The organism is Leptospira sp. GIMC2001 (genome assembly GCF_028462125.1).
Taxonomy (GTDB): Bacteria; Spirochaetota; Leptospiria; order Leptospirales; family Leptospiraceae.
Genome location: NZ_CP115468.1, coordinates 3,153,394 through 3,176,473, shown reverse-complemented (window position 1 = coordinate 3,176,473; position 23,080 = coordinate 3,153,394). Strand labels below are relative to the sequence as shown.

The 23,080-nt window shown below is 36.6% G+C and carries 19 protein-coding genes; 7 read left to right on the top strand and 12 right to left on the bottom strand.

Annotated elements, in window-relative coordinates; translation table 11 throughout:
* Positions 1–17: 17 nt before the first annotated feature.
* Together O4O04_RS16110 and O4O04_RS16105 are read right to left on the bottom strand one after the other, a co-directional pair.
* The gene (locus O4O04_RS16110; protein ID WP_442915906.1) at positions 18–1,715 is read right to left on the bottom strand and encodes an acyl-CoA dehydrogenase family protein; all 1,698 of its coding nucleotides are present in this window, start codon (positions 1,713–1,715) and stop codon (positions 18–20) included.
* Positions 1,716–1,768: 53 nt separating this feature from the next.
* Positions 1,769–2,083: an MGMT family protein gene (locus O4O04_RS16105; protein ID WP_272532807.1), complete on the bottom strand. Its 315-nt coding sequence runs from the start codon at positions 2,081–2,083 to the stop codon at positions 1,769–1,771.
* An 82-nt stretch (positions 2,084–2,165) separates the two neighbouring features.
* Here O4O04_RS16105 and O4O04_RS16100 point away from each other — a divergent pair, with 82 nt between their 5' ends.
* Complete coding sequence (locus O4O04_RS16100; RefSeq protein WP_272532806.1) at positions 2,166–3,008, top strand: DUF455 family protein; 843 nt, start codon at positions 2,166–2,168, stop codon at positions 3,006–3,008.
* A gap of 54 nt (positions 3,009–3,062) precedes the next feature.
* The gene (locus O4O04_RS16095; RefSeq protein ID WP_272532805.1) at positions 3,063–3,479 is read left to right on the top strand and encodes a hypothetical protein; all 417 of its coding nucleotides are present in this window, start codon (positions 3,063–3,065) and stop codon (positions 3,477–3,479) included.
* 6 nt (positions 3,480–3,485) lie between these two features.
* On the opposite strand, the gene O4O04_RS16090 is transcribed toward O4O04_RS16095, so the two are convergent.
* The 6 genes from O4O04_RS16090 to ppk1 form a co-directional block, all read right to left on the bottom strand.
* Positions 3,486–3,920, bottom strand: a complete 435-nt coding sequence (locus O4O04_RS16090) for a response regulator (RefSeq protein WP_272532804.1) — start codon at positions 3,918–3,920, stop codon at positions 3,486–3,488.
* Between the two features lie 10 nt (positions 3,921–3,930).
* Entirely contained in the window at positions 3,931–5,538 is a 1,608-nt protein-coding gene (locus O4O04_RS16085; RefSeq protein WP_272532803.1) for an ATP-binding protein, read from the bottom strand.
* Between the two features lies 1 nt (position 5,539).
* On the bottom strand, positions 5,540–10,570 hold the full coding sequence (locus O4O04_RS16080) for a PAS domain-containing protein (protein ID WP_272532802.1): 5,031 nt from the start codon (positions 10,568–10,570) through the stop codon (positions 5,540–5,542).
* A 118-nt stretch (positions 10,571–10,688) separates the two neighbouring features.
* Positions 10,689–12,290, bottom strand: a complete 1,602-nt coding sequence (locus O4O04_RS16075) for a carbon-nitrogen hydrolase family protein (protein WP_442915905.1) — start codon at positions 12,288–12,290, stop codon at positions 10,689–10,691.
* 12 nt (positions 12,291–12,302) lie between these two features.
* Positions 12,303–13,718: an FAD-binding oxidoreductase gene (locus tag O4O04_RS16070; RefSeq protein WP_272532801.1), complete on the bottom strand. Its 1,416-nt coding sequence runs from the start codon at positions 13,716–13,718 to the stop codon at positions 12,303–12,305.
* Positions 13,715–15,772: a polyphosphate kinase 1 gene (gene ppk1, locus O4O04_RS16065; protein WP_272532800.1), complete on the bottom strand. Its 2,058-nt coding sequence runs from the start codon at positions 15,770–15,772 to the stop codon at positions 13,715–13,717. Before ppk1 ends, O4O04_RS16070 begins: the two co-directional genes overlap by 4 nt.
* 96 nt (positions 15,773–15,868) lie before the next feature.
* Between ppk1 and fliD the strand changes: the two genes are divergently transcribed.
* Both fliD and O4O04_RS16055 read left to right on the top strand, forming a co-directional pair.
* On the top strand, positions 15,869–17,788 hold the full coding sequence (fliD, locus tag O4O04_RS16060; protein ID WP_272532799.1) for a flagellar filament capping protein FliD: 1,920 nt from the start codon (positions 15,869–15,871) through the stop codon (positions 17,786–17,788).
* A gap of 22 nt (positions 17,789–17,810) precedes the next feature.
* A complete protein-coding gene (locus O4O04_RS16055; protein WP_272532798.1) occupies positions 17,811–18,779 on the top strand; it encodes a hypothetical protein in 969 nt (322 codons plus the stop codon).
* A gap of 34 nt (positions 18,780–18,813) precedes the next feature.
* Here O4O04_RS16055 and ribF read toward each other — a convergent pair whose 3' ends face one another.
* Positions 18,814–19,689, bottom strand: a complete 876-nt coding sequence (ribF, locus tag O4O04_RS16050; protein WP_272532797.1) for a riboflavin biosynthesis protein RibF — start codon at positions 19,687–19,689, stop codon at positions 18,814–18,816.
* Between the two features lie 41 nt (positions 19,690–19,730).
* Here ribF and O4O04_RS16045 point away from each other — a divergent pair, with 41 nt between their 5' ends.
* Positions 19,731–20,276 carry an LIC10729 family protein gene (locus O4O04_RS16045; protein ID WP_442915904.1) on the top strand — a complete coding sequence of 182 codons (546 nt, stop codon included), beginning with the start codon at positions 19,731–19,733 and terminating at the stop codon, positions 20,274–20,276.
* A gap of 18 nt (positions 20,277–20,294) precedes the next feature.
* Here the strand turns inward: O4O04_RS16045 and O4O04_RS16040 are convergent, their stop codons facing one another.
* A complete protein-coding gene (locus tag O4O04_RS16040; protein WP_272532795.1) occupies positions 20,295–20,636 on the bottom strand; it encodes an STAS domain-containing protein in 342 nt (113 codons plus the stop codon).
* A gap of 122 nt (positions 20,637–20,758) precedes the next feature.
* Between O4O04_RS16040 and O4O04_RS16035 the strand changes: the two genes are divergently transcribed.
* Positions 20,759–21,448: a hypothetical protein gene (locus O4O04_RS16035; RefSeq protein ID WP_272532794.1), complete on the top strand. Its 690-nt coding sequence runs from the start codon at positions 20,759–20,761 to the stop codon at positions 21,446–21,448.
* Entirely contained in the window at positions 21,448–22,134 is a 687-nt protein-coding gene (locus O4O04_RS16030) for a J domain-containing protein (protein ID WP_272532793.1), read from the top strand. Before O4O04_RS16035 ends, O4O04_RS16030 begins: the two co-directional genes overlap by 1 nt.
* On the opposite strand, the gene O4O04_RS16025 is transcribed toward O4O04_RS16030, so the two are convergent.
* Both O4O04_RS16025 and O4O04_RS16020 read right to left on the bottom strand, forming a co-directional pair.
* On the bottom strand, positions 22,117–22,500 hold the full coding sequence (locus tag O4O04_RS16025) for a DUF2237 family protein (RefSeq protein ID WP_272532792.1): 384 nt from the start codon (positions 22,498–22,500) through the stop codon (positions 22,117–22,119). The two genes, O4O04_RS16030 and O4O04_RS16025, sit on opposite strands and share 18 nt — an antisense overlap.
* Positions 22,501–22,509: 9 nt before the next feature.
* On the bottom strand, positions 22,510–23,076 hold the full coding sequence (locus O4O04_RS16020) for a cytochrome c-type biogenesis protein (RefSeq protein ID WP_272532791.1): 567 nt from the start codon (positions 23,074–23,076) through the stop codon (positions 22,510–22,512).
* Positions 23,077–23,080 lie beyond the last annotated feature (4 nt).

Here is a 23,080-nt window from a genome sequence, read left to right as displayed (position 1 = left end):
GAGAATTTGGTCTACAATTAATTATTCATCTGGTATGAATTGCCTTCTTTCATAAACATTTGGTGAATTTTTTCTGATCGAACTGAATCTATTTTTGGTTTCTTTAAAAGTTTATGACAATATTGAACTTGATTCTCCGTTGTAGAATTTTTTTGACTTAAAGTAAGAGCATGCTTGCCAAAATCTTTTACTTGGAATTCAAAGATTTGATCAATAATTTCTGAAGGTATTGAATCAATTTTAGATTGTTCCAAAATTAAGCTACCATATGCAATCAATGTGAATAGTTCTCCCACAGCTAGCATGAAGTCTAAATCTTTGGATTGATCCGGACTTGGGCCTGCATCTTTTAGCATTTGAACAAAAGTTTCGGATTGCTCAATAAATAATTTTACATTTGGCTCATTGAATCCTTCGTATGCTCTTCGCCAGTCACCAAAAGGAACAGTTTCTAATCCCTTGGTAGTGGATCCTTGATTGAAAAGAAAATCTTGCTGAGATGGATTATTGGAAGATGGAACATTTTGTACTTTCTCATTGCCGAAGAGAAAAGATTCCATAAATTTAATGACCAATACCATATTTACATGTGCAGTTCCTTCAAGCTTAGGCAACATACGAATATCTCGAGTTGCCGATTCAAAATACAAGTCTTTCTCAAAACCTCTAGCTGCAATCACATCCCAGATAAGATTTATCACTTCTTCTCCTTGAAGTGTGACTTTCATCTTGGTCATCGGTGTCCAGAGAAGATATCTACGATCTGTTGCAGAGGCTGTAAGAAGATAGTCCTTCGCACGATAACAAAATAATCGCATAGCACAGAGTCTTGCATAACCTTCAGAAAGCAATTGCCGGATATGAGGAAAATCTGTTACAACATTTCCATACAGCTTTCGATTGGATGCGTGTTGAACGGCTTCATAGAAAGCATGGGTTGCAATACCAGTTGATGCGAGTCCAAGATTGAATTTAGCGAACGCAACTGTACCAAGTGCTGCATCCCACGCATCTCGTCCTCGACATAAGATATCATCATTCTCAATAGGATAATCATCTAACTCAAATTCTGCGACATACTTTTGAGAGAACACAACGTTCTGCAATAATTTGAATTTTGGGTGCTTCGCCGAAGCGGTAAAGAATACAAATTCACGACCTCCATTTACCTTACCAAAAACGGACAGAATGGACGCAATATTTCCGTTTCCTATATAAAACTTTTTACCCTTGGCGGTATATTTTCCATTACCGTTGTCCATAAGTTTCATATCAGTACTTATTAAATCAGCTCCATGCTCTTTCTCGGATAAACCAAAAGCAGAAACTCCTCCAGAAGCAAGTGCATCGGCCGCTCGCTTTTTGACCTTATCATTCTTGCTCATCCAGATTGGTCCTGTTCCTAAAATCGAAACTTGCCAAGGGTACCAATGTGATAATGAATAGAATCCAAGAATTTCACTCATTTGAGTATTTCTTGCGATATCATATCTACAGCCATCATTGCCATATTGTGTAGGTGTTAAAAATTTTGATAAAAATTTGGACTCTCCAATAAAGTCTATAAAATCCTGAGGCCAAGTGGCTGCATGATCTTCAGCTTTCATTTGGCTGCGACCTTTTGATTCGAAGAACTGAATTGTTTTATTAAAGATAGACTGAGTGTCTTCGTCGAAACCCTTCCAAGAAGGAGATTTTGGATTGAAAAGTAACATGAATGTATAACATAGTTTCCGTATATTTTGTCACATCTTTTTTTGGTAAAGATTTATTGAGGCCAGACAAATACTTTTAGATCAACTGTTCCATCCTTTCCAAATTGAATTCCCTCCGAAAGCAAAAGTTCTTTTTGTAATTTTGCACGGATGCTATCACCTTTAAAACTAATACGTCCTTGGCCATTGATTACGCGTTGCCAAGGTATATCTTGGAGTGAGTCCTTCTTGAGAGCGTTCAAAGCGTAACCGACAGCTCTAGCTGCTCGAGGTTTGCCAAGCATGACTGCGACTCTGCCATAACTCGTTACTTTCCCGACAGGGATTTGTTTTACTATTTTGTAAACATCATCATAGAACTGAGCCATTTTCAGATGCTACTATTTTGAACTTCTCTGTCATGACAAAAATTGTTTGCATAACTATGAATTAGAAAAAATCATAATTTATATGAAGACTTATGCGCAGTATGCGGAATGGATATTGCGTTCCCCCAATCTCGAAGATAAATTGCTTCCTCCACCAGAGGATCTATTCGATGACAGAACAGATAAATTCGTAGATTCTCAAATCATCGCATCTGCCCCAGAGCGAGAATATTCAATACGAATGTCGGACGAGAAATCTAAAATACCTCGATTGGAACATTTGAATAATCCTCGTAATATTGCTGTTAGCCTGCATCATTTTGCAAATCATGAATTGATGGCAACTGAATTATTTGCCTGGGCATTATTGAAATTTCCGAAAGCAGGCCCGGGAACACGGAGAGGATTCTTAAAATCATTAATCGAAGAACAGTATCATTTTAAATTGTACCGAGAGAGAATGCAAGAATTAGGATTAGGTTTTGGAGATAAGCCTTTGAATCGATTGTTCTGGAAACAATTGCCCAGGATTCAAACTCTCGAAAAATTCACTGCTGTAATATCAATGTCTTTCGAGGGTGCCAATTTGGATTTTACAAAAATCTATAAGCAAGCCTTTTCATTTCACGGCGATGATAAATCTGCGGACATAATGAACATAGTATATGAAGATGAAATTAAGCATGTCAAAAGGGGACTTGCAGTATTCAATAAAACTAAGCCTGAATCTTTGAGTGATTGGGAATACTACAATTCTCTCATAGAATATCCTTTCACTCCAAGGCGAGCTAAAGCATATCATTTTTATCCAGAGACTCGTAAGCGTGCAGGATTTTCGGATTCCTTTATTGATGATCTTCAGAACTACGAAGATATTTATACTGGACGAGTGAGCAAAAAATCATTGGAAAAAGTCGGGATTTAATATAAATAATTAACCTACCTATCGTCTAAATACCTGGAGAAATTAAAAAATACAATGAACAAAATGAACTATGCTGTCTTCTTCACTATTCTCAGCTTTTGTATACTGCCAGTGTTGGCGCAAGATAACAAAAAACAAAACAAAAAAACGTCTAACAATCGCATTACGAATTTACATGACTTCATGGAAGACTATACCAAACCTGCTATGCAGTATTTTAAAAAAACAGGTGATCGAGTCTACTTAAACAAAATCCTCGTGGAAGTTCCTAGTCTAGGATTGGATGATCAACGTGAAGACTGGAAAAAAATTGTGGATAAATCACTAGATAGCGGTAAGGCAGAAACTTCTTGCAAAAGCTGCCATGATCTATATAAAAAAGATTATAAAAAGAAATTCCGAAAAAGGGAAATTCAAATTCCTGAATCATTGATTGGTTTAGACAAAGAAATTCGAGCAGCTCGAAAGTAAAATAGACTAGGTTGGATTCGTTGGCAATTTCACTAATTGAAACCAATAATTCTCGATTGATCCAACGGCTTCCATAAATTTATCAACTTCGACTGGTTTGGTTATGTAGCAATTTGCAGATTTTTGGTATGCGAGATCGATATCCTTTTTGGATGAAGAAGTGGTTAGCATGATTACAGGAATCTGCCTTGTTCTTTCATCTTTTTTTATCTCATCGAGTATTTCATGTCCACTTTTTAGAGGTAAGTTTACATCTAGTAGAATTAAATCTGGACTAATCGCATTTTCAAATTTTCCTTTTTTGAAAAGATAATCAATTGCCTCTTTCCCATTTCGTATAACAGTTATTTGGTTGGCTATTTTGGCCTCTTCAAATGCTTCAGTTGTCAATAAAATATCGCCTTCATTATCTTCAATTAGAAGTATTTGAACTGTTTCCATATTTATTTTTCTATTTCCGAATCGTGAAATAGAATGTTGAACCTTCACCCTTGTTTGATTTAACCCAAATTCTTCCGCCTAAGTTCTCAACAATCTTCTTCACAATTGAGAGCCCCATTCCTGTCCCACCATATTCATCTTTAGCATGCAATCTTTGAAATATTATAAATATTCTATCGAAGGCATCTTCGTCTATTCCAATTCCATTGTCTTTGATTGAAAATTCCCAGAAATCTTCTAGTTCCGTGCAAGAGATTTCTATGACAGGAGTTCTTTCGGTTGCACTGTATTTTAATGCATTGCTTAACAGATTTTGAAATATCTGTTCAATTGGTGTTTTATGACAAAATATAGATTCAGGAATCGAAATAATATTTATCTCAGCCGATTTTTCTTCGATCGATTTTCGAAGAATAAAACTGACTTGGTCTATTATTCTCCGTAAATCAATTGCTTCTTTTTCTTCGTCAAACTTTCCGACTCTAGAAAAGTCTAGCAAATCGAGAATGATCTGCCTCATTCTCTTAGCTCCATCTACTGCATAGTAGATATAGAGTTTTGCTTTCTCGTCTAAGGATTCGGAATATTTTTTTTCTAATTGTGTAAGAAAGCTTGTAACCATCCTTAATGGTTCTTGCAAATCATGTGACGCTATGTATGCGAACTGTTCCATCTCGCTATTAGTTATTTCAAGATCTCGGGCTTTTTGTTTTAGTGATTCATTTAGTAAATTTAATTCTGCAGTTTTTTGATCAACCAGACTCTGCAATCGTTGAGGCTCATTGGACATTCTGTAACTAAGTATTCCCAATACAACAGATAAGATGACTCCAAGAACACCATAAGGTAGACTGCGGACTAAATGTTTTGGAGATCTTGCTTTGACATAAAGATTCCAATCTCCAAGACTCACTTCTTCTTTATGAAAAATTCCTTTATTGTAATTAGGATCATGGTTAAAAAACTTTCCAATATCGGAACCATCCTCTCCTCGTTTAGTGAGCTCATATACAAAATTGCTGTTTTTACCTTTCGGATCTATGCCAAAAGCACTTAGAAAAGTTTTAGCCCTAAGTACAACTGCAGAAAAGCCCCAAAACTTTTCATTTCTATAAATTGGAAAGCGACCAACTATACCAATCCCACCTTGAATCAATTCAAATGGACCTTCGAAATACAATTCTTGTCGGCTCTTAGCTTTCATAGCTTCATTTATATGAATATCTTCATTTCTTATATCATAACCAATCGTGATTTCATTGCCCGTCAATGGGTAAGTATGAATAATTGTTGAACCTTCAACTAGCTGAATGGCATCAATAAATGGATTCTGTGCTAAAAGTTCCTTACTGATTTTTGCAAATTCTTCAGAGGAAATAAATTTTTTCGCAAAGAATGAAATTACTTTCGTTGCTGTTATGCTATGATTGAGCGAAGACTCTAGTTGTTTTTTGAAAAGAATTGCTTCATGCTCAACTTGTAAAAATTCTCTTTTTTTTTCAATTTCATAGATACGTTCTGTAATAAAAATTGATAGAATTGAAAAAAAAGAAAAAACAAATATCCCTAGTATCTTTGGATTGATTCTAATAATAAATGATTTGTGGTTTTGAGACATTTTATTTAGCTATAGTGAAATGAAAAGTAGATCCATGATCTTTAATCGACTCAACCCAGATCTTGCCACCCAGGTTCTCAACAATTTTTTTCACAATTGAAAGCCCCATTCCTGTCCCACCATATTCTTCTCTTGCATGGAGTCTTTGAAATATTATAAATATTTTTTCAAAATACTCTTCTTCAATTCCTATGCCATTGTCCTTTACTGAAAATTGCCAAAAATTTCCAAGAGATTTGTGACTTATTTCGATTGTTGAAATCACATCTTTTTTTGAATATTTTATCGCATTGCTTATCAAATTTTGAAAAATCTGTAAAACAGGAGTTTTATGATTATTTATTTTAGGCAATTTATTTTTAATTATCTTAATTGAATATTTCTCAACCAATCTCCTCTGAAAGTGACAGGCCTCATCTACAATGTCTGATATATCCATTAATTCCTTTTCTTCATAGAATTCTCCAACACGAGAAAAATCAAGAAGATCCAGAATAATTTGACGCATTCGAAATGCTCCATCGACTGCAAAATTTATATAGGTTTGAGCTTTTTCATCCAATACGTCTTTGTATTTTTTTTCTAACTGTGTAAGAAAACTTGTAACCATTCGAAGAGGTTCTTGCAAGTCATGCGATGCTACATAAGCAAATTGCTCCAACTCTCTATTTGATATTTCCAATTCCCTTGTATGTTTTTCTAGTTCTTCATTGAGTGATTTCAAGGACAGCTCATAGTCTTTGCGATAAGATATATCGGTCATAGCACCAACCATTCGAACTGCTTTACCATTTTTATCTCTAATCAGTATTCCTCGATCTATTATATAAGCAAAGGAATTATCAGATTTTCTAAATCTGTATTCTTGCCTTGTTTTAAAAATATTCGGATTTTCTATGCTTGCCATTATTTCTTTTAAAACTGGATCGAGATCATCGGGATGAACATTTTCAGTCCATTTATTTAAATTAAGCATAATAGTTTGATTGGAATATCCAAACAATTCCGTAAATCCGGCTCCCCAATATAAAGTACCTTTAACAATATCCCAGTCCCAGATTGCATCATTGGTTGCTTGGGTTACATTTTCGAATCTTTCATTTGCGAGCTGAATTTCTTCATCAGCCATCTTTTTAATTGTTATATCCTTGAAATAAACAGATAAACCAGTTGGAGACGGATAGGCGCTAATCCCGAACCAGCGATCTACTGGTTTATAATAATCTTCAAAATGAATAGTCTCACCAGTTCTAAGCGCATGATTGTAGTTAGCATAAGAAGGAAGAGATTTCGCATCACTGAATACTTCCCAAAGATTTTTGCCTAGAATGTCAGACTTTTTTTTATTAAGGACTTTTTCTGCAACATTGTTCCAATAAATGACAACCCAATTATTATCAACTGCGAAGAATGCTTCTGTGATACGTTCGAGTATTGAGTTTTTCTCATCTAACGCTTCTTTGATTTGATTGTTTCGAAATGACCTTTCTATAGCGGATGATAAATTACTTGCGAGTGTTTTGACAAAAGATATTTCTTCATCGTTCCATCGCTTTTCTCTATAACAATCATCAAATCCGATATAGCCGAAAAAATTTCCAAATACCATAACGGGTATATGTAAGATGGATTGAATATTCTGTTCAAGTAATATATCTCTAGTCGCGCCTTCCAATTCAGATGTCAAGTACATAAATTCTTTGCCTTTTAGCGCAAGTTCCAAGAATACAGGATGGTCATCTAGTCGGATAGCTTTGTAGTCGGGATTATCAATTTCGACAGATACTTTTCCATTGGTCCATTCAAAGTCAAGACTCGTATAAAGTTCTTTAGTTGAGGGATTAATGAAATTTTGGAAAAAATAGGATCGATCAGCATCAATAGCGACACCCATTTTTTCTAAACATTCAGGAAGAGCCTTTTTCCAGTCATCATCCTCTAAAAGAAATTCTACAACTTCAGAATTGATTTCTAAAAGTTTCGTTTTATTCAATAGAGAATTTTTGGCATGATTTTTCTCGATTGCAGAAGAAAAATTGGATGCCAATGTTCCGATAAATTCAATTTCTTCTGAGTTCCATAAGAATTCGTTATGACATTCAATAATACTTATGAACCCTGATATTAATTTGCCATCAAATAATGGCGCGATACAGATGGATAATATTTGATTGTCAAGTAGAGTTTGCTTTATTTCAATATCTTCGCATTCATTAACATTTATAACATATACTTTGTTATCTAAGCTGTTATCAATGTTTTGAAAAATTTGTTCCAATGGAAAATCATTGAAAAAAGAAGAATTTAATGTGGAATCTCCTCGATTATTTTCGATTCTCCTTATTAAAGAGTAGGTACCATCTAAATTTCTATTGAAATCAAATAGATAGATTGCTGTGGAATTTAAAATTTCTGAAATTCGATTGATGGATTGATAAATAGCTTCAAGCCAGCCATCCGCAGTAAGAAGTAAAGAATTTATTTCAGAAATGGTTGCAAGAAACAGGGATTTCTTTCTAAGTTGTTTTTCAATGGTTTTCTTCTCATGAATGTCTTGAACACTACCATACATTCTGATTGTTTTCCCATCGTGGACTTCCATTTTAGCCATGGCTCTAATCCATAATTCGTTCCCTTTCGCAGTGATGATCGGCATCTCGAAATCAATTGGCTCTCCAGTAATCTTAGATTCTTCAACGATCTTTCGAATTTCTTCACGCTTGTCTTCTCTATAAAAGTTTATTGAATCTTCAATATTAGGCTCGAAGCTTAGTGGAACCTCATGGATTTGTTTTGTAATATCGGACCAAGTCATTTGATTTGTAATCAAGTCGTATTCCCATGCTCCGATTCTTGCGATTGATGTGGCAGCATCCAACAGTGATTGTAATTTTTTTTCTTTAGTTATATCTCTTCCAAATCCATAGAATAATCGATCTTCACCGAATATTTTTGATGATGACCAAGATATCCAACGCCATTGTCCTGACTTGGTTCGGTAGCGGTTCACGAAACTTTCTGTAACTTTATTCTTATCAAGAGTATCCGAATATTCTGAATTTGTAGCTATTAGATCATCAGGATGTATAAATTCTGTGAAAGGAATACTGGTCATTTCTTCTTGGGTATATCCTAGAAGATTCGCAAAGGCAGGATTTACTTTTCGAAAATGATGTTCGGGTCCGGTAATAACGAGTCCTTCTGGAGAGTACTCAAAAAATTGGCTCAGTTCTTCTTCCAATTGCTTTCGTTTGATTTCAGCTCCGAGAAAAGTTTCCAATCCTGAGAATGCTTTGGTAAAATTTAACATTTCTGTTTTGGATTGGAGGCTTGCTATAACAAGAACTCCTATAACATTGTCATTTGCTACGAGAGGAATTCCAAGGGCAGATTGCAATTTGACATTGGATGCACTTTTTTTGCGAAGAAAATCTTCGTTATTTTGGAGATCATCCCAGATTTCCATTTTTTTGTTTTTCCAGATTTTGCCAGGCAAACCTTCATCATAGTTAAAAGATGTTCGGGAATCTTCTCCCGTATAAAACTCTTCAAAAGATTTGTTTTTGAAAGATTTAGATTTAAGAAGTATGCTATTGTTGTTGGATTTAACTAACCAAACTTCCGCTAATTGAAAATCTCCCATTGATATTAGTTCATCTAAAGCAAAGTTAAGAACGTCTTTTAAAGATTCTTTTATTGTAAAGATCTCTGTAATTTTAGTAAGAAGTTTCTTGTGAAGTTCGATGTTTTTTGTGGAAGTTATATCCCTTAGAACTCCGTACATTGTTTTGGCTTTATTATTCTCATCTCGAATAACATAGCCGTTTTCTTCAACATATGAGTAGATTCCGTCTGCTTTTCTTAATCTGTATTGCTCAGTCCATCGGTTCACATACGGATCATTTAGAAAATTTTGTAGAGACAATTGAACTAAATCATAATCCAAAGGGTGAACTAAATTGTACCACCTGCTTAAAGACAACGGATAATCGCTTGGTGAATATCCAAATAATTTCTCAAAACTTTCTCCCCATTTTAGGTGATCATTCTGAATATCCCATTCGTAAATTGCATCCCTTGTCGCACGATTTATATAATCAAATCTTTCATTGCTTACGTACAATTCGTTTCGTTTTTTGAAATTTTCAATGAGAAGTCCAATTAAGGAAGATGACTTCTCGAATATGTCCAGCTCTAATTGAGATGGCGATTTTTGAACTCTGTAATAATTTGCAAATGTTGCAATTACATCTCCTTGTCTATTGAAAATTGGTTGAGACCAGCAAGCAGCTAATTTATTTTTGAGTGCAAATTCTTTATATTTCTTCCATCTTGAATCAATGCTAATATCGTCAACAATCACTCTTTTACGTGTAAATGCCGCTGTCCCACAGGAACCAGTGTATTCACCAATTTCTTGACCATTAATTGCTTGCAAGTATTCGTCAGGAAGAGAATGAGAAGTTAGATTCCATATTTTATTATCTCGTACGGTAAGTACGGATGTTAGTAAATCAGGAAAAATATTTTCGAGTCCAGTCGTGTAAATTGAAATTAATTCCGCTAAACCCAGATTAGGATTCATGGATTCTTCAATAGTTTTTCGTTCTAAAATATCTAGTTTTTTTATAGTATTGATCTCAATATTATTTTTTGAAATTAATACGAAAAACTGATGATCCTGAATCCAGACTGACTTCCATTCTAGGACAATCTGGGTTTTTCGTCTGCTTTCGTGTGAACAAGAGAATTTTGTGCCTGAGAGTTGATCGATCGAACTGAACAAATCTTCCTTATTTGCCAACCCATCTTCTATTGAGATCGTTGAAGCAAAACTCATCGTGAGAATATCGCTTCGTTCGATTCCCATAAGCTCACAAAAAGATCCATTGCACCAAATAAATTTGCCTTTTAAATCGACGAAGCACACGAAGTCCAAGGATTCATCAAAGATTGTATTTAGAATTGGATCAATTTTCATATCTAAGTGATCAGGCTGGATAAGTATAAATCCAACTTGTAGCTTAGGCAAGTTATTTTTGACAAACTTCTTGCAATTTGAAACCAATTCTAAAAAAAATGATTCAATGTAGGTTATTTTAATTAACTCAAGTGTTTTTTTAATATCGACTGGATAGTAAATAATGGATTTAGCTGGGTTTGCCAAGCCAATCTAAGCGAAACAAATCCAATCTTCTATCACGCATATTTCGAACTGATCCTTGTCGGCGTACTTCTTTCAAAAGATCCAAATCTAAATCTGCGATTAGAGTCATTTCTGTGTTAGGTGTTGCCTCAGCTGCTATGCCTTCAGGTGGAAAGGAAAAATCGCAAGGCGTGAAAACTGCAGATTGGGCGTACTGAATGTCCATATTTTCCACATTCGGTAAGTTGCCTACTGAGCCTGAGATAACAACATAGATTTCATTCTCTACAGCTCGGGCTTGTGCGCAGTGACGGACTCTCAAATATCCATTCTTAGTGTCTGTATAGTAAGGAACAAAAAGCATGTCGATTCCACGTTCTGCAAGAATTCGGGGTAGCTCTGGAAATTCCACATCATAACATACTAATATTCCAATTCTGCCCGCATCTGTTTCAAATACTTTGAGGCTATCTCCGCCAGTTACTCCCCAATAGGAAACTTCATCGGGAGTTGGATGCAATTTATACTGGGAATCAAATGTTCCATCCCGACGGCAGAGATAAGCAACATTTCGCAAAATATGATCTTGGTATTCAAACATGGATCCAGCAATTATATTGATATTATAAGAAACAGCCATGTTAACAAACTCATTTCTCATTTGTTCTGTAAAGTCCGCCAAAGCACGAACAGCAGAAGAAGAATTCATTTTGTTGAATTGGGTGAGTAAGGGAGCATAGAAAAATTCAGGAAAAACAACAAAATCGGCGTTGTATCCCGATACAGTATCGACGAAAAACTCTACTTGTTGTTTCATTTCATCAAAAGATTTCACTGCGCGCATTTGCCATTGAACAACTCCAACACGAATTACGGACTTAGCTCCGCCGATAAGTTTTTCTTCATCCTGATAGTAAATATTTATCCATTCTAGAACAGTTGCAAATGAACTATAACCTTTGTTATCTGGAAAATAGTTTGTAACGATTTTTCGAACATGGAAATCATTTCCCAATTGAAAGCTCAAAACAGGATCGTGTAATTCTTTCTGGCTAACCAATTGGACATATTTCTGAGGATTCATCTCACCCTCATAAGCTTTGTAACCAGGCATCCAACCGCCGATTATGATTCTTCGTAAGTTGAGTTTCTCACAGACTTCTTTTCTTGCATCATAGAGTCTTCTGCCCAGTCTAAGTCCATGTTTTTTGGGATGAACAAACACATCCACACCGTACAAAGTGTCCCCATTTGGATCATGATTTGGAATTTTGCCTCCGCCAGTGATTGATTTATACGTATGTCGGTCTCCGTGTTTGCTATAATCTACAACCATGGAAATCGCAGCTGCAACCACAGTGCCATTGTCTTCGATACAAATCTGTCCTTCTGGAAATAAAGTGATCTGGGTTTCAAATTCTTCCTGAGTCCATGCCCCATCAAAAGCCGAAGAATAAACCGATTCCATAATCTTACGAACATCGTTGTAATCACTGGGTCTAGTATTTCTGAGTTCGAGTCTATGTTGTTCCGGCTTTTTTGGTTTGGGCTCTTTAATTTCGCCGGTTGTTTTTTTCTTTTTCTTAGGTGCAGTTTTCTTAGTCATAAAATTATTTTCTTAAAAAAGTTTCCCTGGATTCATAATTCCTTTTGGATCAAAAATCAATTTGATTCCTTTCATTGCAGCGATTTCTGATTCGCTTCTTGAATAATTGAGGAATTCTTTTTTTAAGAGTCCTATTCCATGCTCGGCAGATATTGAACCATGATATTTCTGAATCAATGTAAACATATCCGGATCTACTGACTTACATTGTTTGTAAAACTCAGCATCATCCATATCATGCGGTTTTAGTATATTCAAATGTAGGTTGCCATCTCCTACATGACCAAATAATGCAATCTGAAAACCAGGATACTTGCTATTTAGCAGGGTCTCCATTTCAGTTATAAATGCTTCCATATTTCGAAGAGGAAGAGAAATATCATTCTTATGAACTGAATGGTGAAGAGATAGACTCTCCGAGATTCCTTCGCGATACTTCCAGAATGTTTCGTTCTGTCTTGAATTCTGAGCTATACTACCATCAAGAATCAATTCTTCGTTTGTAATATTCTCGAGAATTGCGAACAATTTGTCCTCATCTTCTGCTTGATTCATCTCATATTCCATCAAAACATAATAAGGTGATGAATCTCCAAAGGGAGATGGAACACTCAAGTGCTCCTTGACTTTTTCTAAGCAAAACTCAGTAAAGAATTCAAAGGCGAGTAAAGGCAAGGGAGAGTCATGGGTTTTTTTGAAGATCTCCAAAATGGAACGAAAATCAGGAACAGCGACAAGGATCACACGAATATCTTTTGGTGGAGTAGTGAGCTTAAGCGTACAATCTGTTATAATCCCAAGAGTTCCTTCGCTTCCTATAAATAAATGCTTGAGATCATAGCCTGTATTGTTTTTTAGAACTTCACCATTGAAACGCAGTATTTCACCTGTCCCTGTAACGACCGTTAAACCTAAAACCCAGTCTCGAACTAGTCCATACCGAACAACTCGAACGCCACCAGCATTGGTAGCAATATTGCCGCCAATATGGGATGAACCAGTTGCAGCGAAATCGACGGGATAATAGAATCCTCTTTCTTCTGCTTCCTTGTGTAAGGTTTTGGTAACCATTCCCGATTGAACTGTGATTGATCCAAGGAACGGATCAAAATCTACCACTTTGTTCATTTTATTCAGCGAAATAACAATTTCACCATTTTTTGCGACAGCGCCTCCAGCATAACCGGTTCTTCCGCCTGAAGGAACGATCGCTAGATTGTTAGCGTAAGCATAACTTACAATAGATGCAACTTCTTCCGTCGTTTCTGGAAATACCAGAATATCATAATTTGGCTGATAGGTTTTTGTTCTGTCTAATCCAAACGCATTCCATGAGTTGGAATCTATATTCCCATCATTTTTAATAAATACTTTATTATCACCTATTAGTGTGGTCAGTTCTTTCTTTTGTGTATTTAAATCTGTCATAAATTCGCCATGTCCACCTGTGCATTGATTGCTGGTTCATCGTTTACGGGTTCTAGTTTTACATAATTTCCGTCAGCTTGTAATACTCGAGCTGAGGTATTATCGGTAAGTTGAAGTTGTAAAATTTTATCAATCTTTTCTCGATTCTTTTCTTCTAAGATGGGAAACATTACTTCAATCCTTCGCAAAAAATTTCGGGGCATACAATCAGCCGACGCCAAGAAATATTTTGATTTACCATTATTGCCAAAATAGTAAACCCGAGAATGCTCGAGGTATCTTCCAATTATGGATCTTACTCGAATATTCTCCGATATACCAGGTATACCCGGCTTAAGGCAACAAATCCCTCTTATGATTAGATCAATTTGCACGCCCGCTTGACTTGCCTTGTACAAAGAGATGATGATATCTGGATCAACAAGAGAATTCATTTTGAAAATAATATGTGCTTTTTTACCCGACAATGCAAAGCTCGCTTCCTCTTCAATGAGCTCAATAAATTTCTCTTTTAGATAAAGAGGAGCTGCATAGATATGATTCGTTTGCGGCATTTTTGCATTGCTTGTTATCACATTGAAGAGTAGTGCAACTTCTTCTGTTATCTCAGTGTTGTTCGTAAACAAACTCAAATCCGTATAGAATCTTGCTGTTGTAGAATTGTAGTTACCTGTACCAAGATGAACATAGCGATTGAGTTTATCATCTTCTTTGCGTACGATAAGTAACATCTTGCAGTGAATCTTAAGTCCGACTACTCCATACACAACATGCACACCAGAATCTTCTAGTTTTTTCGCCCAGCGAATATTTCTTTCTTCATCAAAGCGAGCCTTTAGTTCAACAAGTACGGTTACTTGCTTACCATTTTCTGCAGCTTCTGATAAATATTGTATGATCGGACTATCGCCACTGGTCCTATAAAGAGTCATCTTGATCGCAAGTACTTTGTTATCAGCACTTGCTTTTTTTAACATATCTTCGATGGACTTAAAACTCTCGTAAGGATGATGCAATAATTTATCACCCTTACGAATGCTTTGGAAGATATTATCAATACTCTTGCCGTAGAATCCAGCTTTCGGTTGAGGAAAGGTGAATTTTAAATTTGCCGTAGATGTTTTATCTAGATTATAAAAATACATTAGATCATTGAGGTTGAGTGGTCCATCTACTTCGTACAATTGGTACTCTTGTAACTCAAGTAACTCTTTTAAGACTTCTCGTATTCTTCCCGATCCTTTCATGAGGTCGAGGCGAATCGCATCACCCCACATTCGATTCTTCAACTCATTCTTCATAGAGGTTAATAAATCGGATGCAGTCTCTTCTTCGTTTATTGATATATCCGCATCTCTTATAATTCGGAAAGGATGAATTTCTTTTACCTTCATACCATGAAATAAATCGGAGAGATGTAACTTGATGATTTCTTCAAGTGGGAAAAATCTTTTTTCTTCACCACGATCGGGCAGAGCAAGAAATCTAGGTAGAACGCTTGGCACTTGCACAACGGCAAAAATTTCTCTTTTGCTCTTGTCATCATCGGAGGTTAGTAGTATGGCAAGATTCAATGTCTTATTTAGAATATGCGGAAATGGATGAGAAGTATCAATTGCTAACGGTGTAAGAATGGATGATACGTCCTTTTTATAATAATCGCGAACTAGCTTGATCTCATCAGCGGTTAATTCTTCGGAGTTTTGGATGATGATGCCTTCATTACGAAGTTGTCCCATAATCTCGCCGAGAGTTGCATACTGAGTGTTCACGAATTCAGATACTTTCTTAGAGAGAGTTTGCAGAATTTCAGATGTGCTATGACCACTTAAGGATCTTTCTTCTGCACCACTCTGCCTAACGTTGAGTAGTCCGGCAACACGAACCATGAAAAATTCATCCAAATTCGTCTCTGTAATACAGAGGAACTTGAGTCTTTCTAGCAAGGGATTGGATTGGTTTTGCGCCTCTTCCAATACCCTGTTGTTGAAATCAACCCAGGACAATTCTCTATCAAAGAAGATTTCCGGGTTTGAAATGTCAATTTGAGTCATGAATACAGTCTTCGAGGTCAAAAAAATCTGTAAATACCTAATATTTTTTCTTGAGCCGACGAAGATTAAAAAGAGATTACAACGGAGGAATACAGAATGCCAGCATTCACTATGCCAGGAATGGCCTCAGGACAGAACACAAACGACATAGTTAAGCAACTCGTAGAGCTGGAGAAAAAACCCATCAAAAGATGGGAGATGGAAAATCTCTATTCCAAAGCGCAAGCTGAAGCTTGGACGGAAATGAAGAACAAAACCAATGATCTCAATTCCAAAACTCGTAATCTTACAACTTTTACATCTCCACTTGCCACCAAAAAAATTGTTCCATCTGAAGAAGGAGTTCTTAGCGGTGAGGCGACCCGTGGCGCAAAAGCTGGAAAAAAATCCATTGAAATCATAGAACTTGCAACCAAGCACCAAGTAACTGGTAAGCAGACAGATTTGGAGACTAAGATCAAGGCTGGGAAATTTGCCATTGTATCTGGAAAAGAAAAAATCGAATTGGAATTCACTGGTGGAAGCTTAAATGATCTAACGAATCTTATCAAGAATTCGGCTGCATCCATTGCAAACACGCACTTGATTCGAGTAAATCCCGAAGAAGGAATTTTAAGTCTTACTGCAACCAAGTCTGGTATCAAATCTAAATTGAAATTTATGGATCCAGATGGTATTTTATTCCAAGGAGGACTGGTTGGTGAATACACTCCGCCTCCGGAAGCAAAAACTCTCGCAGTCAATTTAGATATTACAAAAACAGATGCATTTCAATCTGAAAAATTTGAAAACAATATTCAGCCGGCATACAATCCTATTCAATCGGAAACTGGAATTGAACTCAAAACTCTAACGGCTTATTCTTTTTTAATCACAGAAACCAAACCTCAAGAAGATGATTATTTACGATTTCAATTGAACGGTGAATCTAAGCCACCAAGATTGGATGTTGGGATCTATTATAAAGTTGGAGAGGAAGAGCGTTATAAGAACGCATCGATTTTTCCAACAGACGAAGGATATGTTTGGAAACTTGATGATAGTCTGAAAGGCAAGGCGATTCAGAAAGTAGTAATTACAAATTCAGGGGAAGAATCAATATTTATTTCCAAACTGGAATTGGTTTCTCAACCTGAATGGAAAGGTGCTGAGCCTATTCAAAATATTGCAGAAGCAAAAGATGCAAAGTTTAAGATCGACGGAGTTGAGATCAGTCGAGACAAGAATGAAGGTCTCAATGATGTTTTGGAAAGTGTTTCTTTGAATTTACTCAAAGTTACAGAGAAACCGATTACTTTTGATATCGAACCTGAAACAGACAAAGGAAAAGAGCTGATTAAATCTTTTGTTAAGTCTTACAATGAATTGATTTTATTCTCGAAAGAAATTACAGCAGTTGATCGTGATGGCAAAATATCTGATAAGGATTTTGCAGCAGACAACGATAGAAAAGCCGACATCGGAAAAGATTTCTGGAAGAACAAAGAAAAAACTGGACTTCTTGCTGGAGACAATGCTGTTCTTCGACTTACATCTGGACTTAAAACTATCATCAGTGGTGCCTATCCGAACAAACAAGAGAAAGGATTTCGAACTCTTGCAGAAATTGGTATTTCAACCGGACAGATTGGTACATCGTGGGAGAAAATGCAAGATGGACTTCTTCAGATTGACGAAGATCTGTTGAATCGAGCTCTCAATGAGAATCCGGAAGCTGTAAAAGAACTATTTGCGTCTGATTTGAATTCCGATGCGGTTTCTGATGAAGGAGTTGGTTATCGTATTGTGGAACATTTGAAACCATACAACCAATTCACTGGTGGAATCGTAAATTCAAAGATTCAGTTGCTAGAAGACAATATATCCGATAATAAAAAGAAGATAAAGAACCAAGAAGCACATATCTTAGCATACGAAGGCAAGCTAAAGCAAAGGTTTTTGTATATGGAGCAGGGAGTTGGTCGAAACAAATCAATCGGCAACTACCTCAATAATAATCTTAGAGGGGCGCAATAAGCGCAAATAACAGGAGTAAGCTATGTTAATATTCGTAAACGACCATAAATTGGATATCAATCTTGAAAAAGAAAAAACCGTCGGTGAAGTCTACCAAGGCGTTTCTAAATGGGTAGAAACTAACGGAAAATATGTGGTATCTTGTTTTGCGGATGGCAAAGACTACGGAACTTCTGAAATGGGTGAGCTAGGATTTCATGATGTCAAAAGATTGGATTTTATCATCGGTGAAGAAATCGATGTACTCCAATCAAGCCTAGAAGAGTTGGATCGATATGTGGACTCTATTGGTTCTACTTTGATCGGTAGAGATTCCCTTACCGAGAATGAGACAAGGGATCTTAGCGAAGGAATCATTTGGATTGACTCCATCCTTTCCTCTGCCAAAAAACTTCTCAAGCTAAAGCTCAATACCATTCGCCCGATGGGAAAAGGCAAAAATGTTGAAGAAATTTTGGAAACTCTGCACAAAACTGTAACTCATCTTGAGTCTGTTACAGCTATCGATACATTCTTGGAAGATTTGCGCGATCTTAAATTGTTTATTTTAGATCTACGTAACAGAACGGCTATCCTGGACTTGGATAACGATAAGTTACTTGATATCGTTAAGGAATATACATTTAACCTTGATAAAATCAAATCAGAATTCAGACAAATCAATGAGAATTTTCAATCTGGAAAAGATCATATTGGTTCGGAATTTCTTTCCAACTCAGTGAACAAATTGAACACACTTCTAACAGCTTTGATTAGCTTAAGAAATTCTTATCCTCATCTCAATCTAGAGACAGTGAAAGTCGGAGATCAAGAACTTGCAAGCTTCAATAAAGGAATGAATGAATGTCTCTCACATATCGCACTCGCTCTAGAAAAAGGTGATATCGTACTTGCAGGAGATATTTTGGAGTATGAATTGCCCGAGCTGCTAGATGGCTTTCATCCATTTCTAGAGAGAATTATTGAACTAGTTGAGACTCCTGTATCCTAGTTTTGGGTACAGGTTTGGATAGATAATTTAGATTTTAATTGTCCAGAATTCTATGTGATGTGATTGCATCTTTTGTGAGTTGTGCTTTAAGATCATCAATGCTTGCAAATTTTTGGACATCACGTATTTTCTCAACAAATTCTAGGCGAACGGATTGTCCATACAAATCCCCTGACCAATTCAAAATATGAGATTCTATACTGATTCTGTCATCGCCGAAAGTGGGTTTGCCACCAACATTGGTCATCGAAGGCATTCCGTTAGTAAGAGTTGCATACACACCGAGTCCAGGAAAAACCAAATCCGCTGGGATTAAAATATTCGCAGTTGGGAAGCCAATGGTTCGCCCCTCTTTTCTTCCTTCAACTACCGTACCCGAAATATTAAAAAATTTACCCAAGCATAGATTAGCTGATAATATAATACCTTCTTGTAAAAACCTGCGAATCAGAGAGCTAGAAATTTTGTCATCACCAGAATAAACTGGTTCGACTTCATAGACTTTGTAATCATATACAGTTTCATACTTCTTCAATAACTCAAAATTTCCTCTACGTTCTCGTCCAAAGCAGTGGTTGAAACCTATGATGATATGTTTTGCTTGAAATTTGTTGATTAGAATTGTCTCAAGAAAATCTTCTGCTTCCATCGAAGCCAATTCTTCTGTAAAAGGAAGGACTTCAACTCGGCTCAATCCAGATTTTAGAATATCATTCTTGCGATCTTCAAGACTTTGTAGATAAGTGAAATTGGATTTTTTGCCAAGAACGATTGCAGGATTAGGATGGTAACTAATCGCCATAGAAGGTAAGTCAAATTTGTTAGAAATTTCTAGAGTTTTTGCAAAAAGTGCCTGGTGTCCTTTATGTGCTCCATCAAAATTTCCTAATGTAATAACAAACCCTTTCAAATATACTCCAATCTATTCATATCAAATCCGATAATAAAACTATGTTTCACTGGATTTGTATTTTGATTCTTTTTATCCACACTACTACAAGTTTCGCAGATGAAAAATCAAAATTTCCAGATTTTATAAACTTTGGAGTAGAAAAGGGTTCAGAGAATTTTGCCACCTACTCTGAGCTAGAAGTGTGGGCTAATTACCAAGGCTGGTCCATTGATCAGGATCAAGGTTGGATGGGACTTCGTAATCATATTTGTCGAATGATTCCAGAAGAAGGATATGAATTTCTCATGCAGAAAGATCCTGAATCGAAAACGGGAACCTATCTCTATTTAGAATTTACAAAATACAATCCTGGAGCCCGGCGTCCTCTTCTTCCGCGTGTTCTTAGAATTTATGTGAATGGGAAATTGCGAGAGGTTCTAGAGGTGGGACGTAGTCTAAATTTCCAGAATCCCGTTCGGATATGGCTTGATCCAAGTGAGTATAGTGATAGCAGAATCTTAATACGTTTGGAGCCGGTTGGACCCATTGCAAAAGGTAGGTATTGGGGAATCTGGGACGCTTTTCTTTCTGAAAAACCGATTTAGAATTAAATAATTTCCTGATTAAGAAGAATACTGCGCCTTGAATTCTTCTTCTCCAATTGTGTGGAAATAAGAAGTCAATCCTGCTACCTTGAAAACCTTTTCAATCGCAGGTTTCATATTAGCAATTGAGAATTTACCTTTTAGTTCCTGGACATAATTCAATTGCTTGATTAGCATTCCAATTCCAGAAGAGTCAATATAGTTCAACTTTTCTAAGTTAACCAGGACATGGAGGTTAGAATCGCCTTCTTTCACATTGGCTTCGAGGAAGGTTTTGAAATCAAGAGACGTGTAAATGTCTAGAGATCCAGATATATTGATGATTACAGTATTGCCAGTTTTCTTAAGATCTATTTCCATTGGTGGATGGGAGGTCCTTTCTTTTGCCTAGTATGAAAAAAGGGAAAAAGCTTGACCACCAAAATTTATTTTTCGGTTGCTGGATGTCGAAAATAATGATAAGGTTAGTCACGGAGAAAGTTATGATCTATAGAATATTCCTCACCATCCTCCTATTAGGTAATTCGGGGGTATTCGCGCAAGAGCTGGAGATCGACCCGACGTATGGAGGATTGAAGCCTATCCCAGAGCTGAGTCCAGGTCAGAAAAAGAATATGGAAAGTATCCAAAAGGATATTGATCTCTTGCATAAAGATATAGGCAAGAGACTGACATTTCTGTCCCAAGAGAAAAAATTGAGTGATGGAAAATACGTTCAAGCATCGTATTCCCGAGTTCAGTACGAATATCCAACCAAAAATCGTTATATTGTAAATCATCAGTTCGTCCTAGGTGTGACAGGTGGTGGATCCGAATACAATTTGAACTCAGTTGAACTCCTTACTCGCAAATCTCGAACAACCAAATACATGGAACAACCGTACACTCAGATCATGCAGATCAAAAACAAAGCGGGTGATGCCGATTGGTCTGGGTTTCAGATATCGATTAAGAAAATATCACCTTCCGGTGAAGTTCTGAAAGAATTTCCTTTAAAAGATGTATATGAACCTTTGCAGAGAGTGGGTCTAGCAAAATTGTACAGAACTAAACTTCATGAAATCATAACATCCATTGATCGTTATATTGATGCGAAGGGCAAAGGACTTGTGGAAGATATTCGTTTTATAAAGGACGAAATGAACACATCCGGTCAATACCAGGAATATTAATGAATCCCAGCGAAGGATTCCCAGACTACTACAGTTGTCTAGGCCTTCGCTATGGTGCAAGCTCTGAAGAAATTAAGAAAAGATTTCGTGGGCTTGCGAAAACTTTTCATCCCGACAATCCGGCAACCGGATCAAAATTAGCGTTTCAGAAATTACTTAGAGCGTATCAAGTTTTAACTTCTGACAGGGATCGCAAAATCTACGATTATGCATATGCATCACTAAGCTTTGACAAAGACAATCCTATTCAGAAAGAGATTCAAAAGAGATCGGTCTACGAATTGCCGAGTGCTCGAGTTGTGTTCTCTCATTCCTTAACAGAATATTCTAAAATTGGTTTAATGCGAAAAGGTTATAGGATGAAAGATCGTCGAAAGTGGACGGGAATCAATCATGATGTCGAGTTGAAAATCTTAAATAAAGAAGTGACTCAAGTCATTCGAGCCCAGATTCCATTAACTGTGAGAGTGATGTGTCCAGACTGTATGGGCTCTGATCTACATTGCGGAGCTTGTGGAGGGAGTGGATCCTACAAGAGTTCTAGAAATCTAATCATTGATCTCTTACCCAAACATTGGCAAGACGGACAAGTGCTAGAATTGGATCTAGGTAAATACCGTCCCGACAAGTTAACTTATTTCAAGAAAAGAAAATTAAAAATTAAACTCTCAGTCCTCACCGTCTAAAGCAAATCTTTCTAAAACTTCCAGCGGTACTATTTCTAGTGCTCGCTTGTGAGTTGATTGCAAAACAACCATGGGTGGAAAACCACCTCGGTAAGCTTCGAGCCATCTGGATGCGCATAGACACCATTGGTCGCCGGGCTTAAGTCCAGCGAAACCCCATTCTGGTCTAGGCGTTGACAGATCGTTCCCAGCAGATGCAGAAAAAATAAGAAAGTCTTCTGTAACGCGAGTACAAATTGTATGACTTCCGAAATCTTCATTCGAAGTATCGCAGCATCCATTTCTAAAAAATCCAGTCAGAGGATCTAGAGAACATGGTTCAAGAGGTTTACCCAAAACATTCAGTGACTCATCCATATCTGCCATTAATATTTATTATAGTTCGGATAGATATTTTTTTTCAAGATCAAGCATTTGTTGATCGGTTTTTGCAGTAGAGGACGAGATATTTGATTTAGATTTTTTTCTCTGAACTACATAGAATCCAATGCCAATGAGAGCCAACAGTCCCAATCCAGCTAAGGATAAATTGATCCAAGTGGAATCGGGTTTTGCCTGAATCTTAGCTCCGAAGCCATACAATAAGCCATTGAGCATCCTTTCGTTGCCTTCTTTCTCAAAGTGGATAAAAACCGAATCCGATCGAATATCATCACCAAATCCATTCTCAAATTTAGCAACGATCTCATTCGAAGTTTCACCCAATCGAATTCTATTTTCGATCAATGTTTTGAGATAACTGGACACAATGCACATATTGTAAGAGCAACCTTGAATAGGTAGGGAGGGCAGGCAGATACATCTAATGCGTTCCGTTGAATCCATGAATTCCCGAATTTGGTTTGGTTCAGTTAGAGTTGTGTTGATGGTAGTAGTTTGCGCAGAAACCGATTGCGAAGGGGAGAAAAATAAAAAGAAAGTTAATAAAATAACTAGTGGCATGATC

Excerpts from the sequence above, each read along its gene's own strand:
- O4O04_RS16020 (WP_272532791.1), bottom strand. The coding sequence starts at position 23,076 with ATGCCACTAGTTATTTTATTAACTTTCTTTTTATTTTTCTCCCCTTCG.
- O4O04_RS16055 (WP_272532798.1), top strand. The coding sequence starts at position 17,811 with ATGTTAATATTCGTAAACGACCATAAATTGGATATCAATCTTGAAAAA.
- O4O04_RS16095 (WP_272532805.1), top strand. The coding sequence starts at position 3,063 with ATGAACAAAATGAACTATGCTGTCTTCTTCACTATTCTCAGCTTTTGT.
- O4O04_RS16075 (WP_442915905.1), bottom strand. The coding sequence starts at position 12,290 with ATGACTAAGAAAACTGCACCTAAGAAAAAGAAAAAAACAACCGGCGAA.
- fliD (WP_272532799.1), top strand. The coding sequence starts at position 15,869 with ATGCCAGCATTCACTATGCCAGGAATGGCCTCAGGACAGAACACAAAC.
- O4O04_RS16105 (WP_272532807.1), bottom strand. The coding sequence starts at position 2,083 with ATGGCTCAGTTCTATGATGATGTTTACAAAATAGTAAAACAAATCCCT.
- O4O04_RS16030 (WP_272532793.1), top strand. The coding sequence starts at position 21,448 with ATGAATCCCAGCGAAGGATTCCCAGACTACTACAGTTGTCTAGGCCTT.
- O4O04_RS16110 (WP_442915906.1), bottom strand. The coding sequence starts at position 1,715 with ATGTTACTTTTCAATCCAAAATCTCCTTCTTGGAAGGGTTTCGACGAA.
- O4O04_RS16070 (WP_272532801.1), bottom strand. The coding sequence starts at position 13,718 with ATGACAGATTTAAATACACAAAAGAAAGAACTGACCACACTAATAGGT.
- O4O04_RS16085 (WP_272532803.1), bottom strand. The coding sequence starts at position 5,538 with ATGTCTCAAAACCACAAATCATTTATTATTAGAATCAATCCAAAGATA.
- O4O04_RS16040 (WP_272532795.1), bottom strand. The coding sequence starts at position 20,636 with ATGGAAATAGATCTTAAGAAAACTGGCAATACTGTAATCATCAATATA.
- O4O04_RS16100 (WP_272532806.1), top strand. The coding sequence starts at position 2,166 with ATGAAGACTTATGCGCAGTATGCGGAATGGATATTGCGTTCCCCCAAT.
- O4O04_RS16035 (WP_272532794.1), top strand. The coding sequence starts at position 20,759 with ATGATCTATAGAATATTCCTCACCATCCTCCTATTAGGTAATTCGGGG.
- O4O04_RS16025 (WP_272532792.1), bottom strand. The coding sequence starts at position 22,500 with ATGGCAGATATGGATGAGTCACTGAATGTTTTGGGTAAACCTCTTGAA.
- O4O04_RS16045 (WP_442915904.1), top strand. The coding sequence starts at position 19,731 with ATGTTTCACTGGATTTGTATTTTGATTCTTTTTATCCACACTACTACA.
- O4O04_RS16090 (WP_272532804.1), bottom strand. The coding sequence starts at position 3,920 with ATGGAAACAGTTCAAATACTTCTAATTGAAGATAATGAAGGCGATATT.
- ppk1 (WP_272532800.1), bottom strand. The coding sequence starts at position 15,772 with ATGACTCAAATTGACATTTCAAACCCGGAAATCTTCTTTGATAGAGAA.